Annotated in this window: 15 protein-coding genes; 7 read left to right on the top strand and 8 right to left on the bottom strand. The window is 66.2% G+C overall.

What is annotated here, in order from left to right:
• The 4 genes from ACEN9G_RS08945 to ACEN9G_RS08930 form a co-directional block, all read right to left on the bottom strand.
• Positions 1-1455, bottom strand: coding sequence for a catalase (locus tag ACEN9G_RS08945; protein WP_413342405.1), 1455 nt, complete (start codon positions 1453-1455; stop codon positions 1-3).
• Positions 1456-1687: 232 nt separating this feature from the next.
• Positions 1688-2116 carry an organic hydroperoxide resistance protein gene (locus ACEN9G_RS08940; protein ID WP_413342407.1) on the bottom strand — a complete coding sequence of 143 codons (429 nt, stop codon included), beginning with the start codon at positions 2114-2116 and terminating at the stop codon, positions 1688-1690.
• 46 nt (positions 2117-2162) lie between these two features.
• Positions 2163-2612, bottom strand: a complete 450-nt coding sequence (locus ACEN9G_RS08935) for a MarR family winged helix-turn-helix transcriptional regulator (RefSeq protein WP_413342409.1) — start codon at positions 2610-2612, stop codon at positions 2163-2165.
• 75 nt (positions 2613-2687) lie between these two features.
• Positions 2688-3530, bottom strand: coding sequence for a CAP domain-containing protein (locus ACEN9G_RS08930; protein ID WP_483126580.1), 843 nt, complete (start codon positions 3528-3530; stop codon positions 2688-2690).
• Between ACEN9G_RS08930 and ACEN9G_RS08925 the strand changes: the two genes are divergently transcribed.
• Positions 3529-3738, top strand: coding sequence for a M13-type metalloendopeptidase (locus tag ACEN9G_RS08925; protein ID WP_413342413.1), 210 nt, complete (start codon positions 3529-3531; stop codon positions 3736-3738). The two genes, ACEN9G_RS08930 and ACEN9G_RS08925, sit on opposite strands and share 2 nt — an antisense overlap.
• 10 nt (positions 3739-3748) lie before the next feature.
• On the opposite strand, the gene ACEN9G_RS08920 is transcribed toward ACEN9G_RS08925, so the two are convergent.
• The gene (locus tag ACEN9G_RS08920) at positions 3749-4192 is read right to left on the bottom strand and encodes a nuclear transport factor 2 family protein (protein ID WP_413342415.1); all 444 of its coding nucleotides are present in this window, start codon (positions 4190-4192) and stop codon (positions 3749-3751) included.
• Between the two features lie 152 nt (positions 4193-4344).
• On the opposite strand from ACEN9G_RS08920, the gene ACEN9G_RS08915 reads away from it, so the two are divergent.
• Positions 4345-5490 carry a branched-chain amino acid ABC transporter substrate-binding protein gene (locus ACEN9G_RS08915; protein ID WP_413342417.1) on the top strand — a complete coding sequence of 382 codons (1146 nt, stop codon included), beginning with the start codon at positions 4345-4347 and terminating at the stop codon, positions 5488-5490.
• Positions 5491-5497: 7 nt separating this feature from the next.
• Positions 5498-6136 (top strand): hypothetical protein, encoded by a 639-nt coding sequence (locus ACEN9G_RS08910; protein ID WP_483126579.1) that lies wholly within the window; start codon positions 5498-5500, stop codon positions 6134-6136.
• A 16-nt stretch (positions 6137-6152) separates the two neighbouring features.
• On the opposite strand, the gene ACEN9G_RS08905 is transcribed toward ACEN9G_RS08910, so the two are convergent.
• On the bottom strand, positions 6153-6527 hold the full coding sequence (locus ACEN9G_RS08905; protein ID WP_413338162.1) for a COG4315 family predicted lipoprotein: 375 nt from the start codon (positions 6525-6527) through the stop codon (positions 6153-6155).
• A 94-nt stretch (positions 6528-6621) separates the two neighbouring features.
• On the opposite strand from ACEN9G_RS08905, the gene ACEN9G_RS08900 reads away from it, so the two are divergent.
• Together ACEN9G_RS08900 and ACEN9G_RS08895 are read left to right on the top strand one after the other, a co-directional pair.
• A complete protein-coding gene (locus ACEN9G_RS08900; protein ID WP_413338160.1) occupies positions 6622-7137 on the top strand; it encodes a YgjV family protein in 516 nt (171 codons plus the stop codon).
• 80 nt (positions 7138-7217) lie between these two features.
• Positions 7218-10484 carry a DEAD/DEAH box helicase gene (locus ACEN9G_RS08895; RefSeq protein ID WP_483126578.1) on the top strand — a complete coding sequence of 1089 codons (3267 nt, stop codon included), beginning with the start codon at positions 7218-7220 and terminating at the stop codon, positions 10482-10484.
• A 213-nt stretch (positions 10485-10697) separates the two neighbouring features.
• Here ACEN9G_RS08895 and ACEN9G_RS08890 read toward each other — a convergent pair whose 3' ends face one another.
• Complete coding sequence (locus ACEN9G_RS08890) at positions 10698-11120, bottom strand: organic hydroperoxide resistance protein (RefSeq protein WP_413338155.1); 423 nt, start codon at positions 11118-11120, stop codon at positions 10698-10700.
• Positions 11121-11154: 34 nt separating this feature from the next.
• Positions 11155-12147, bottom strand: coding sequence for an alpha/beta fold hydrolase (locus tag ACEN9G_RS08885; RefSeq protein ID WP_413338153.1), 993 nt, complete (start codon positions 12145-12147; stop codon positions 11155-11157).
• 199 nt (positions 12148-12346) lie between these two features.
• Between ACEN9G_RS08885 and ACEN9G_RS08880 the strand changes: the two genes are divergently transcribed.
• Both ACEN9G_RS08880 and ACEN9G_RS08875 read left to right on the top strand, forming a co-directional pair.
• Complete coding sequence (locus ACEN9G_RS08880; protein ID WP_413338151.1) at positions 12347-13873, top strand: carboxylesterase/lipase family protein; 1527 nt, start codon at positions 12347-12349, stop codon at positions 13871-13873.
• Positions 13874-13997: 124 nt separating this feature from the next.
• Positions 13998-14870: a hypothetical protein gene (locus ACEN9G_RS08875; RefSeq protein ID WP_483126577.1), complete on the top strand. Its 873-nt coding sequence runs from the start codon at positions 13998-14000 to the stop codon at positions 14868-14870.
• Positions 14871-14879 lie beyond the last annotated feature (9 nt).

Genomic DNA, 14879 nt, shown 5'->3' with positions numbered 1-14879 from the left:
TTACGCCTGGTTCTGCAGCGCGCGGATCGCGTCCGCCACGCCTTGGCCGTACGCCGTGTCGGCTTTCAGGAAATGCCCGATCTGGCGATCCTGCGTGGCGGCGTCCGCATTGGACAGCGAACCGGCGATGTTGGCGATCAGGTTGCGCTTGCCTTCTTCCGTGAGCAGGCGGAACAGGTTGCCCGCCTGCGTGAAGTGGTCGTCGGTGGCGCGGGTGTCGTAGCGGCCCGCGTTGCCTTCCACCGGCCAGCCGGCGTCGCCGTGGCCGAAGCCGCCGACGGCCGGGACGTCCGCATGCACCGGATCGTAGTTCGGCGCCGCGCCGCCGTTGGCGACGGCCATCGCGCCGTCGCGCTGCTGGTTGTGGAACGGGCAGCGCGGACGGTTCACCGGCAGGTGCTGGTGGTTCGTGCCGACGCGGTACAGCTGGGCGTCGTGGTAGGCGAACAGGCGTGCCTGCAGCATCTTGTCCGGGCTGTAGCCCAGGCCCGGCACGATGTTCGACGGCGACAGGGCGGCCTGCTCGACGTCGGCGTGGTAGTTGTCCGGATTGCGGTTCAGTTCCAGGACGCCGACGGGGATGCGCGGGAATTCGCCCTGCGGCCACACCTTGGTCAGGTCGAACGCATCCCAGCCGGTCTGCGCTTCCCAGGCGGCGCGCCGGGCGTCGTCCATCACCTGGATTTCCACGCTCCAGCGCGGGTAGTCGCCTGTTGCGATCGCGTTGAACAGGTCGCGCTGCGCATAGTCCGGGTCGACGCCGGCCAGGCGCTGGGCTTCCGCCGCGCTCAGGTTCTTGATGCCCTGCAACGTCTTGAAGTGCCACTTGACCCACACGCGCTCGCCCGCGTCGTTGATCAGGCTGTAAGTGTGGCTGCCGAAGCCGTCCATGTGGCGGTAGCCGTCCGGCGTGCCGCGGTCCGAGAACAGGATCGTCACCTGGTGCAGGCTTTCCGGCGTCTTGCTCCAGAAGTCCCACACGTTCTGCGCGGATTTCAGGTTCGTCTGCGGATCGCGTTTCTGCGTGTGGATGAAGTCCGGGAACTTGATGCCGTCCTTCAGGAAGAACGTCGGCGTGTTGTTGCCGACCAGGTCCCAGTTGCCTTCCTCGGTGTAGAAGCGCACGGCGAAACCGCGCGGATCGCGTTCCGTGTCGGCCGAGCCTTTTTCGCCGCCGACGGTCGAGAAGCGCAGGAACGTTTCCGTCTGCCTGCCGACGGCCGAAAACAGTTTCGCCTTCGTGTACTTGCTGACGTCATGGGTGACGGTGAAGGTGCCGTATGCGCCCGAACCCTTCGCGTGCACGACGCGCTCGGGGATGCGCTCGCGGTTAAAGTGCTGCAGTTTCTCGATCAGGTGGAAATCCTGCAACAGCACGGGGCCGCGCGGACCGGCCGTGATCGAGTTCTGGTTGTCGGTGACGGGAATGCCGGAGGCGGTGGTCAGTTGGGTCATGGCGGCTCTTTCATGGTTAAGCTATCGAAGGTTTTTCCGCGATAGCTGCGATCTATTCATAACCATGGTAGAGCTTGCGGGGTATTCGTGCAAACTATCCGTTTATATGGATCTAATAGATAAAATTAATTAACTAAAAGCATCCTCGTAGCAGCGGACTATTGCTCGAACACCGGGGTCAGAGCCCGATTTTGGTAAATTTCCCAAATCAGGGCTCTGACCCCGGTTTGATTTAGATCAGGCTCAGCGTGACGTCGATATTGCCGCGGGTCGCGTTCGAGTACGGGCACACGATGTGGGCCGAGTCGACGAGGTCCTGCGCCACGGCGCGGTCCAGGCCCGGCAGGCTCACGGCCAGTTCCACGGCCAGGCCGAAACCGTTCGGGATCGGGCCGATCGAGACGCTGGCGTCGATCGACGCATCGGCCGGGACGACCACTTTCTTCTGGGCGGCGACGAACTTGATGGCGCCCATGAAGCAGGCCGAGTAGCCGGCGGCGAACAGTTGTTCCGGGTTGGTGGCGTCACCCTTGCCGCCCATTTCCTTCGGCGGTGCCAGGCGGACGTCCAGCAGGCCGTCGTCGGTGCGGGAGGCGCCTTCGCGGCCGCCGGTGGTGTGGGCCTTGGCGGTGTACAGGACTTTATCGAGTTTGGTGGTCATGGCGTTATCCTTTCAGTGGTTGAGTTCGTACTGCACATAAATCGTCTTACATTGCGCCGGCGAGCCTGGCGCGCATCGCCTGAATTTCGCCGACGAGTCTTACAACATCCTGCACGTCGCAACCGGTGGCGCCCAGGATGCAAGCCGGGATGCCGGCCGCGTCGTCCTTCAGCGCTCGCGCCGCGGCCGTCAGCCGGATCACCACGCGGCGCTCGTCCTGCGGATCGCGGGACCGGTCGACCAGGCCTTGCGCCTCCAGGCGCTTCAGCAACGGGGTCAACGTCCCGGAATCGAGGTACAGGCGCTCGCCGATGTCCGACACGCTCAGGCCGTCGCGCTCCCACAGCACCAGCAGCACGAGGTACTGCGGGTACGTCACGCCCAGCTTGTCCAGGTGCGGCTTGTACACCTTCGTCATCGCCAGCGATGCCGAGTGGAGTGCGAAGCACAACTGGTTGTCGAGCAGGAGCGCTGCGTTTGCGTCGTTCGTTTCCATGGGTGGAACTATAGCGCGCAATTAAATTGTGCGCAATATGTTTGTTTTTATGAACCCCATAGCCTGGGGCTATGATCAACGCGGCGTGCCGAAGACTTGCGTCCAGTAGGCGGTGCGGTTGCGGTTCTGGGGATTGATCGCGTAGGCCGCGCCCATCTCCGTGAACGCCGGATTCATGATGTTGGCGCAGTGGCCGGGACTGTCCAGCCACGACGCGACGGCTTCCTCGGGCGTGCGCTGTCCCGATGCGATGTTTTCCCCGACCCGCGCCCAGCGGTAGCCGGCTTGCGTCGCCCGGTCGGCCGGCACGCTGCCATCCGGCTGCTTGTGGTTGAAGTAGTGTTTCTGCGCCATGTCCGTGCTGTGCACGAGGGCGGCCTGGCCCAGCAGCGGGTTCCACACCAGCGGACCGGCCGGACCGAACGCCTGCGTCCCGCACGTGCGCGGCTGCGCGCGCGCCGCGTTCACGAGCGCGAGGATGTCCCGGCCCGCGTCCGGCCACTCGGGCAGCGGCGGAATGACGATGGGCCGCGCCAGCACGACCTGCCAGTCGTCGCCGATGTGCGCCGTGCCGACGGCCACGAAGTCCGCGGCGCGCAAGGTGCGGCAGTATTTTTGTGCGATGGCCTCCATTGCGGCGCGCGCATCCGGCGGCCCAGTGACCGTGATTGCCTCGGCATGTGCGGCCTCGTAGCCGGCGCGCTGCAGCGCGAATTCGAGGAACGTACCTGGACCGATGCGGATGCGGGACAGGGTCGGTTCGACGTTCAGCGCCGCAACCGGCGCTGCCGCGGCGTCGTCGCAGATACCGGGCGCGGCACGGTACGCATTGATCAGGTTGGCGAGCTCGTCCGCACGCGCGGGCGCGGCGGCGGCCAGCGTGGCGGCGAGCAGGAGTAGGCGGGTGAGGGCAGGCATGGTCCTCACCCAGATGGGGACGCCGGCGCGCCGCGGCAAGGCGCGCGACGCGGCGCCGATCGCGCAAGTGAAATCCGATCCGCACTCGCCGTCGGCATGCCGCGTCAACGGCAGCCTGCGCAACCACCCGGGCTTCTACGACGCGTTCGACGTCAAGCCGGGGGACAGGATGTACCTGGCGCCACAGGACCGCGTCGTGTTCTGGTAACGCGTCCGGTTCAGTGACGCAGCGCGGTCGCCGCGGCCGTCACGTCCGGCCGGTCGGGGCGGAACGCGCGTTCGGCCGACGCCGTGTCGTACAGCGACTCGACGCGGATGAACTTATCGTCACGCATGGTGAACACGTGGACCCACTGGCTGTCGTAGCTGCGCCCGGTGGACCTGACCATCCACATGGCCTCGCCGAGGACGACGACCTTGTCGTTTTCCGCGATGACGTCCTTGATGACGAAGCGCGTGGGCTGCATGGCCGTGATCAGCTCCGAAAAGAAGCGCCCGACTTCCGCCTTGCCGTGGAAGCTGCCGGCGAAGGGCACGGCTTCGGCGTCGGGGCCGATCCACTCGGCGTCGTCGTGGGCGTAGGCCATCATGCCGGGAATGTCGCCGCCCTGGAACAGCCGGTAGCCTTCCAGGACGAGCCGCTTGTTGTCTTGTGCGTCCATGTCTCTTTCTCCTTGTGATTGTGGTGCGGCGGGGCCGCTTCATGCAGCCTAGACGCCCGGCGCGGGAAGTCAAGAATAGTCTGTGACTTCTGGTTGTCGTAAGCGGGGTCGCTGGGCATTACAATCGGGACATCACCCTGAAGGAATAGCCCATGCGTCTGATCTGCTTCGCCACCCTGTTTTCGCTGGCCTGCGTGCCGGCCGCCCACGCCCAATCGCAGGTGAAGATCGGCAGCGCCTCGCCGCTGTCCGGTCCCAGCGCGCACCAGGGCAAGGACATCGAGAACGGCGCGCGCCTCGCGATCGACGATTTGAATGCGCAGGGCGCGACGATAGCCGGCAAGAAGGTCAAATGGGTATTGCAGGCGGAAGACGACGGCAGCGATCCGAAGCTCGGCACGGCCGTCGCGCAAAAGCTCGTCGACGGCGGCGTCGTCGCGGTCGTCGGCCACCTGAATTCCGGCACGACGGTGCCTGCCTCGAAGATCTACAACAGCGCCGGCATCCCGCAAATCTCCCCGGCGGCAACGACGCCGCTGTACACGCACCAGGGCTATAAAACGGCATTCCGCATCGTCGCCAACGACGACCTCGTGGGCCGCGTGCTGGCCAGCTACGCCATCGACACGCTGAAGGCGAAGAAGATCGCCATCATCGACGACCGCACCGCGTTCGGCCAGGGCCTCGCCGACCAGTTCGCGAAAGACGTCAAGCGTTTGAAGGGCGCCGAGATCGTCAGCCGCCAGTTCACCAACGACCGCGCGACGGATTTCAATGCGATCCTCACGCAGATCCGCGCGCGCCGGCCGGACGTGATCTTCTACGGCGGCATGGACGCGACGGCCGGCCCAATGCTCAAGCAGATGCAGGCGCTGGGCATCACCGCGAAGTTCGTGTCGGGCGACGGCGTGTGCTCGGAAAAGCTGCCGCAGCTGGCAGGCAGCGCGCTCGGCGACGACAAGGTGGTGTGCGTCGTGGCGGGCGGCGTCGATGCGCCGCTGGAGGCGGGGATGGCCGCGTTTTCGGACCGCTACAGGAAGCGCTACGGCATGGGCTTCCAGACGTATGCGCCGTACGCGTACGACGCGACGATGACCTTCGCCGCCGCCATGCGCGCGGCCGGATCGTCCGACCCGGCGAAGTTCCTGCCGGCCCTCGCAAAGATCAGGTACCAGGGCATCACGGGCACCATCGCCTTCGATGCGAACGGCGACCTGCGCGACGCGGCCCTCACGCTGTACACCTACCGCCGTGGCCAGCTGACGAAGCTGCGGGTGGTGCGCGACAGCGTGAACTGAGCGAACGATGCGCTACCTGGACTTCAGTTCGTGGCAGGCGCTGGCGACGACCTTCTTCGGTCTCGCCGTCTTCACCCTGATCGGCGTGGGCATCCGCGTGCTCATGATGCAGACGATCCAGCAGCGGCGCGAGCGCATGAACCGCCAGATCAACGAGCGCCTGCGCACCCTGATCGCCGCGTACCGCACGCTGGGCGGCTCGTTCACGGGCGAGCTGACGGTCGATCCCAAGCACCTGCGCGACTTGCGCGCGGCCGGCCTCGACGCCGGTTCGGACCGCGCGCGCCGCATCCGCGACGCCGTCGAGGCGGCGCTGGCCGACATCCTGCTGCTCGGCACGGAGGAACACTGCCGACTCGCGGGCCAGGCCGCGAGCGACCTCGCGGCGGGACGGCCGATCCACACGGCCGACCTGGTGATCTCGCTGCGCGCCTTCATCCGTGAAGCGCTCGACCTGGGACCGGTCCCGGACGGCGTCGCGATCCCGCTGCAGGGCCCCACGCGCGCGCAGGGTGCGGGCAGCCGCGGCAAAGGGGAGGGCGGCGGCGGCAAGGGCGGTGGAGGCGGCGGCATGGACGGGGGCGGCGGCATGGGCGCCGGACTGGCGCCGGACCAGCGCCGCGACGATCACGATCCCGCCGCCTGATGCCGCGGCGCGGCCGTCAATCCGTCACGACGTGCCAGACGTTCATCTTCTTGTCGCCTGCGCGGTCGCCCGCCTTCTTGTCCTTCACGAACGTGTACAGCGGCTTGCCCTGGTAGGCGAGCTGCTTGCTGCCGTCGTCGCGCGTGACGGTGGAGTACGGCGCGGACACGGCCGCGTCGCCGGCCTTCACCGGCGGCCAGTTCTCCGCGCATGGGCCGTTGCAGGCGCTCTTGCCGCTGCCGGCGACGTCCTTGTCGAACGTGTAGACCGTCATGCCGTGGGCGTCGACGAGGACGCCGTTCATCTTCTTGACCGGTGCCGGATCGGCGGCGTGGGCGGACAGGGCGAGGAGGGCGGACAGACAGGCGATACCGAATTTCAATGCTTTCATGGTAGCTCCTTGGAAGACATCGGTTGTCAGGACTGCCCGGACATTCTAGTCCAGGATGCGGGCTATAATGCCGCTCCTTCCCGAAGAGTTTCCCATGTCCCTCGACTGGTTCGCGCCGGCGCAATGCGTCGGCTACATCGCGTTCGTCCTCGGCGTCGCCTGCGCGATGCAGAAGGACGACCGCCGCTTCAAGCTGTTCATGGCCGGCGAATGCCTGGCCTACATCGTCCACTTCGCCCTGCTCGGGAACCCGACGCCTGTCGCCAGCACGACCATGTCGCTGCTGCGCTCCGTGCTGGCGCTGTACACGCGTTCGGTGTGGGTGGCGGTCGGCGTCGTCGCGATGAACCTCGCCCTGGGCCTGACGCTCGCCACGCGCATGACGGACTGGCTGCCCCTGGGCGCGTCCTGCGTCGGCACGCTCGCGCTGTTTCTCCTGCGCGGCGTTCCGATGCGCCTCGCGATGCTGTGCGGGACCTTTCTATGGATCGCGAACAACATCATCGCCGGCTCGATCGGGGGCACGGCGCTCGAGATCGTGATGGCGGTCGTGAACGGCACGACGATCTGGCGCATGGCGCGCGCGGCGCGGGTGGCGCAGCCGGCCTGAGGTCCGTCAACGTCGCCCGTGGAGCGTGGCGCGGCGATCGCGGATAATGTCGCCTCGATTCGACCATCGTTCACCCGCACATGGAATTCACACGCGACGACGTCAAACACCAGTTCGATCCCCGCACCTTTGCCCGGGGCGAAGCCTATTGCAGCGAAGACCGCGTCGTCGCGATCGACGTCGATGGCGCGACGATCCATGGGGAAGTCGAAGGCAGCGGCGGCAAATTCTACGGGCAGGCCATCCGCGTGACGACCGGCAAGCGCGGCGTCCAGTTCAAGGGCGACTGCGATTGCCCGATGAGCTACAACTGCAAGCATGTCGTGGCCGTGTTGCTGACGCTGCTGGACCGCGCCGCGCCCGACGTGCCGCTCGCGGCCGAGCGCTGGCTGGCGCTGCTGGCCAGGGTAAAGAACCACGTGCGGGGCGCGCACGATCCGTCGGTGCAGGCCTTCAGGATCGAGTACGTGCTCGTGCCCGATCGCCATGACAAGGCGCTGAGCCTGCACCCGTACATCGTGCACCTGGACGAGGCCGGCCGCTTCGGCTCGGCCACCATCGTGAACGACCCGTTGTACCTGCTGACGCATCGGCTGCCGTTCGTCCGCCGCGAGGACGAGGAGCCGCTGCTCCTGCTGGCCGCGCTGCGCATGGGCCAGGGCGCGCCCAGGCCGACGGGGGTGGTCGGCGGACGGCTGCTGGGCGAACTCGCCGCCGCCGGCCGGCTGTGGCGCGCGGCGAGCCAGCACAAGGCCACGCGCGGAGAACTGCTGCGGATGACGCCGGGGCCGCGGCGCGCCATCGGCACTGCATGGCATGCGCATCCCGCCAACCCCGAGGCCGTCTTGCTGGGCTGGCAGATGAGCGGAGGCGAGAAGGGCGTGCAGATCCTGCCGACCGATCCCATGTACTACATGGACGATCTCGTCGTGGGCGAACTGGCGGTGCCGGAGGCGCTCGCCGGCGTCCCGTCGGCGGCCCTGATGGACATCGTGGAACAGGCGCCGGTGCTGATCGCGGAACAGCGCGGCGGGGTCGCGGGCCGCCTGCTCGAACTGGGGCTGGACGAATTCGTGCCCGTTCCCGCGACGATGGCAGTGCGCGAGCGGCACGACGTCGTGCCCGTGCCGCGTCTCGTGCTCGACAGCCAGGACGTTCCGGGGCGGCGCGACTGGGTCGTCTGCGACCTCGCGTTCTTGTCGTTCGATTATGACGGCATGTCGACGGACGGCGTCGCCGAGCCCGTGCTGCGCATTGCGCGCGAGGACGGTGTCGACGTGATCGTGCGCGACCGGAAGGCCGAAGCGGAGGCCGGCAACATGCTGGCCGCGCTCGGTTTCATGCCGGCGCCGGCGAACTCGCCCATGCGCGAGTACTGGCCGGACGCCTTGTCCCTTCCAGACGAGACGGCCTGGCTGGCCTTCGTGCGCGACGGCCTGCCGCGCCTGCGCGAAGCGGGATGGTCGATCGAGATCGACCCGGATTTCCGCTACGACTTTGCGCACGTGGACGAGTGGTATGCCGATCTCGATGAACGCGAGGGCGACGGCAACGGCTGGTTCGACCTGGAACTGGGCATCATCGTCGGCGGCGCGCGCCATCCGCTGCTGCCGCTGCTGGTGGACATGATCCGCAAGACGCCGCTCGAATTCGGTATCGACGCCCTGGCCGCCCGTGCCGATACCGACGATTTGCCGCTGACGTTGTCCGACGGTACGCGCGTGGCCCTGCCGTGGGGCCGTGTGAAACCCATCCTGGCCACGCTGGGCGAGCTGTATTTCGGCGACCGCGTCGGCGCGAAGATCCAGCTGCCGGCGCTGGATGCGGCACGCCTGGCGGAACTGGAGCGCGCCGCGCGCCTGCGCTGGCTGGGCGGCGAACGCTTGCGTGAACTGGGCCGCAAGCTGCACGATTTCGACGGCATCCGGCCGGTGGACGTGCCCGCCGGCCTGACGGCGCAGTTGCGCCCTTACCAGCGCGCGGGCTTGGACTGGATGCAGTTCCTGCGCGAATACGGCTTCGGCGGCATCCTGGCCGACGACATGGGACTCGGCAAGACCATCCAGACGCTCGCCCACATCCTCGCCGAAAAGGAGGCGGGCCGCCTCGATGCGCCGGCGCTCGTCGTGGCGCCGACGAGCCTGATGGGCAACTGGCAGGCCGAAGCGACGCGCTTCGCGCCCGGCCTGCGCGTGCTGCTCCTGCACGGGAAGGACAGGAAGGCATCGTTCGACCTGGTCGGCGACGCCGACCTCGTGCTCACGACGTATGCCCTGCTGGGCCGCGACGAGCCGGCGCTGCGCAGGCACCGCTATCACCTTCTCATCCTCGACGAAGCCCAGTACATCAAGAATAGCCGTTCGAAGGCGGCGCAGACCGTGCGCCTGCTCGATGCCCGCCACCGCCTGTGCCTGACCGGTACGCCGGTGCAGAACCACCTCGGTGAATTGTGGTCGCAGTTCCATTTCCTGATGCCGGGTCTGCTGGGTGACGACAAACAGTTCAATACCGTGTTCCGTAAGCCGATCGAGCAACGCGGAGACGTCCAGCGCAAGAACCTGCTGGCACGCCGCGTGAAACCATTCATGCTGCGCCGGACCAAGGACAAGGTTGCCACCGAATTGCCGCCCAAGACGGAGATCGTGCTGCCCATCGAACTCGACGGCGCCCAGCGCGACCTGTACGAGACCGTGCGCGTGGCGATGGACAGGAAGGTCCGCGACGCCATCGATGCCAAGGGCCTCGCGCGCAGCCAGATCATTATTCTCGATGCCTTGTTGAAATTGCGCCAGGTCTGCTGCGATCCGCGCCTGCTGGACGCGGCCGCCAGGGTGGGGTCGGCCAAGCTGGACACGCTGCTGGAACTGCTCGACACGTTGCTGAGCGAGGGACGCAGCGTCCTCGTGTTTTCCCAGTTCACGAGCATGCTGGCGCTGATCGGCGCCGCGCTGGACGCGCGCGGTATCACGTTCGTGCAACTGACAGGCGACACGGCCGATCGCGACGCTCCCGTCGGCGCGTTCCAGCGGGGTGACGTGAGCGTGTTCCTGGTCAGCCTGAAGGCCGGGGGCGTCGGCCTGAACCTCACCGCGGCCGACACCGTCATTCATTACGATCCATGGTGGAATCCAGCGAGCGAGAACCAGGCAACCGATCGCGCCTGGCGCATCGGCCAGGACCAGCCGGTGTTCGTCTACAAGCTGATCGCGCAGGGCACGCTCGAAGAAAAAATCCAAGACATGCAGCGCCGCAAGGGCGAACTGGCCAATGCCGTGCTCGATGCCGAAGGCGGGCTCGCGGCGGCCATCGGCCGGGACGACCTGCAGGTGCTGTTCGCGCAACCCTAGGCCGGCACGCGCGCTTCGTGCATTACCGTACGGACGCCCGCGCCCGCCTGCGGCATCCTGAACCCGTGATCAATCGCAAACGAAAGGAGTACGATCATGGGCAAATATTTCCTGGCCTGGATCATGGGCGTACCGGCCATCGTGCTGGTCATCCTGTACCTGTTCTTCCACTGATGACAACGCCACCAACCGGTGGCGTTGTCGTTTCCAGGCTTACGCCACGGTGATGTTCACGTCGATATTCCCACGCGACATTTTTGAATACGGGCACGTCTGGTGCGCGGCATGGACCAGGTCCAGCGCGACGTCGCGCGGCACGCCGGGCAGGCTCACGGTCAGCCGCGCCTGCAGCGAATAGCCGTCGGTGCCGGTGCCGGTGCCGAGGTCGACTTCCGCATCGACTGCCGTGTCTGCCGGCAGGGTCACGTGCCGGTCGCGCGCGGCGTGGCCCAGCGCGCCGATGAAGCAGGCCGACCAGCCGGCGGCAAACAACTGTTCCGGGTTCGTGCCCTTGCCGTGGCTGCCCGGCGGCGACAGCGTGATGTCGAGGCGGCCGTCGTCGCTTTTTGCACTGCCTTCGCGGCCGCCGGTGGTGCGGGTCTTGCCAGTGTAGAGAACCTTGTCGATCTTGCTCATGGTATGTCCTTTCGATTAGATGAGGAAATGCGGATTACAGGTGGCCGACGGCGATGACGGCAGCGGCGAACGCGCGCGGCGCTTCCTGCGGCAGGTTGTGGCCGATGCCCCCTTTGATGAGTTCATGCTTGTACTTGCCGGTGAAGCGCCTGGCGTACGCGGCCGGTTCCGGGTGCGGGGCGCCGTTGGCGTCGCCTTCCAGGGTGATCGTCGGCACGGTGATGGCCGGGAAGGTGGCCAGGCGCTGTTCCAATTTGTCGTATTTCGCTTCGCCCTGGACCAGGCCGAGGCGCCAGCGGTAGTTGAAGATCGTGATGGCGGCATGGTCCGGGTTCTCCAGCGACGCCGCGCTGCGGTCGAACGTGCGGTCGTCGAACTGCCATTGCGGCGACGCGGTCTTCCAGATCAGCTTGGCGAAATCGTGATGGTTCTTCGCATAGCCGGCGGCGCCGCGGTCGGTGGCGAAGTAGAACTGGTACCACCATTGCAGCTCGGCGGCCGGCGGCAGCGGCTGCTTGCCGCTTTCCTGGCTGCCGATCAGGTAGCCGCTCACGGACACCAGCCCTTTGACACGCTCGGGCCACAGCGCGGCCACGATGTCGGCGCTGCGCGCACCCCAGTCGTAGCCGGCCAGGATCGCCTTGTCGATCTTCAGCGCATCCATCAGGTCGACGACGTCCTGCGCCAGCGCGGCCGGTTCGCCGTTGCGCACGGCCTTCGGATCCAGGAAGCGGGTCGTGCCGTAGCCGCGCAGGTGCGGCACGATCACGCGGTACCCGGCCTTCGTCAGCAGCGGTACGACGTCGACATAGCTGTGAATGTCGTACGGCCAGCCGTGCAGCAGGATCACGACGGGACCGTTGGCCGGCCCCGCGTCGACGTAGCCGACGTTCAGCACGCCCGCATCGATCTGCCTGACGGACGAGAAGGCGTCGGACGTTTGGGCGTGGGCCGGGCCGAGGGCGGCGACGGTGAGGGCGGCTGCGCCGAAGACGTTGCGCAGCGTGCGGGCGATGGGCTGGTTCATTTCGATTCCTCCGGTAACTGGTCAGATGGTCTGCCGCTGTAAATTACTTATCGCGATAATCATTATGTCGATAACTTTATCCCGGCGCCGGACGGTTTGCAAGCGCGAAAACCATTATTTCGATAATTATTTTTGACACGCTGGCCTGCCAGAAAACGAGGCCGCTAAAATGTCTTTTCGACAAATATGAGGAGACGACATGAAAGGTGCGGCTGTTGTCGCCGGATGCCTGCTGGTTGGAATGGCCCAGGCGGCCCAGGTGACGGACCCGGTGCAGGTCACGGGAGGACGGATCGTCGGCACGGCGGCCGACGGCGTGAACGTATTCAAGGGCGTGCCGTTCGCGGCGCCGCCCGTCGGCCAACTGCGCTGGCGCGCGCCGCAGCCGGTCGTGCCGTGGCAGGGCGTGAAGACCGCGCAGGCCTACGCGCCGGCCTGCGCGCAGACGGCGGCGTGGATCCCGGATCCGAAAAGCGAAGACTGCCTGTACCTGAACGTGTGGGCGCCCGCGCAGGCGCAGAAGCTTCCCGTCATCGTCTGGATCCACGGCGGCGGCTATTACGGCGGCACGGGCGCCCAGCCCGGTTATGACGGCGGCAACCTGGCGCGGCGCGGTGTCGTCGTCGTCACCATCAACTACCGCCTCGGCATCTTCGGCTTCTTCGCCCATCCCGAGCTGACGGCGGAGTCGCCGGACAAGGCGTCGGGCAACCAGGGCATGGAAGACCAGGTCGCGGCGTTGCGCTGGGTGCGGCAGAACATCGCGGCCTTCGGCGGCGATCCGGCGCGCGTCACGATCATGGGCGAATCGGCGGGCGGCGAATCGGTCGCCGTGCTCGTCGCGTCACCGCTGGCCAAGGGCCTGTTCCAGCGCGCGATCTCGCAGAGCGGCAACTTCGCGATGCCGATCGACGCCAGCGAGAACGCCTTGTTCGACCGCACGGCCGCGGAACAGGCGGGCGTGGCGTTCACCAGGGCGGTGGGCGCGAAGCGCCTGGCGGACCTGCGCGCGCTGCCCGTCGCCGCGCTGCAGAAACCGGCATGGGCGCCGCATCCCATCGTCGACGGCCATCTGCTGCGCGAAGACCTGACGACGACGTACCGCAACCATCGCCAGAACGACGTGCCTTTGCTCGCGGGCTGGAATGCGGAAGAGGGTAAGGACCTCGCACCGGAAATCCTCGGCACCGACAAGTTCACGGCCGCCAGCCACAAGGCGCTCGTGGCGAAGCTGCTGGGCCATGCGCCGTCCACCGCCGTGCTGGCTAAGTATCCCGGTGCGACGGATGCCGAAGCCAGGGCGTCGATCGACCGGCTCACGACCGACTGGTGGGGCTGGCGCACGTGGTACTGGGCGGCACTGCAGGCGCAGTACGGCCAGGCCAGGCCCTACCTCTACTATTTCACGCACCGGCCGACCGAACCCCTGACGCCGTGCGGCTATGGCTGCGGAGCGGGGCATGGCGCGGAGATCCAGTACGTGTTCGATCACCTCGGCCAGGATCCGCGGCCGTGGTCCGCATACGACCGCCAGCTGGCCGCGCGCCTGGCCGACACGTGGGCAAGTTTCGCGCGCACGGGCACGCCGAACGGCAAGGGCTTGCCCGACTGGCCCGCGTTCGACGGCCGGCCGGCGACCATCCTGCGCATCGGCGACGCGGCCGACCTGCAGGCGCGGGGCAGGCTGCCGGATTTTTCCTTGTTCGGGGAGACCGGCAAGCATTGAAACAGCGTGGCCGGATCCTTGACGCAGTATCTGCCGCGTCTTGCCCGGTATCGACAGTGTGCCGCTCCGTCAGGCAGAATCGGGAAATCAATCGCTCAACATGACAACAATTTCAGGGATTTCTATGACGGAGCATCTGCAATACATCGACAATGCTGAAAAAGTATTCGTTTTCGACCAGGTCTACCCATTAAGCGCCGCCAACGAGCAGGCCAACCAGAAAAAGCTGAATGCGTTCGGCTTCTGGACCAAGCTGAATCCGTTCAAACGCCCCAGGGACGAAACGGTCCTGCTGTCGAAGCACGTGTTGCGCTATGAGCCGTTCTGGCACGTGGTGACGACCCGTTCGGTCGATTATTCGCGCGAGCTGATTTATCCGGTCGACATCGGTAACGCCTATGCGCACAAGGTCGTCATCAACGGGAAGGAATATTCGATCGCGGAGCAGGGGAACAAGCGGACGATCAGCATGCAGGCCGTCGAATATTCGCACAGGAAGATCAAGTACGAGGATCACCTCGACGGTTTGTCGCGCGATCCGAAAAAAGGGGCGCTGGCAAACTACATCAATAAATACAAGGTGCAGGAGCACTCGGTTCTCGAGCTGCCCGAAGCTGTCGTTCCGCAGTTGCGTTTGCCCATGCTGCTGCAGAAGATCCGCCAGACGCTCGCCGCGGAGACCATTCATGCGCACGAGTTTCAGGAAGATCTTATTACGATAGAAAAGGTCCACCTGTACTACCGTCCCGTGTTCGCTTTCGAATTCGCCTGGACGACCGAGGACAAGGTCGGCGTGATCGAAGTCGATGGATTGACCGGCGAAGTCATCGAGAACGGCCAGTGGTTCAAGGAAACGCTGCAGGCGTTCACCACCCGCGAAATGCTGTTCGAACTGGGATCGGAATTGGCCAGCGCGGTCGTTCCCGGCGGCGGGACGGCTGTCAGGGTGATCGAAAAAATGACTTCCGAGGGACGTGTCGATCCCTTGAGCGCATAAGACGTTCGC

The organism is Massilia sp. Masssp94, assembly GCF_059491305.1.
This window is presented reverse-complemented; position numbering and strand designations above follow the sequence as displayed.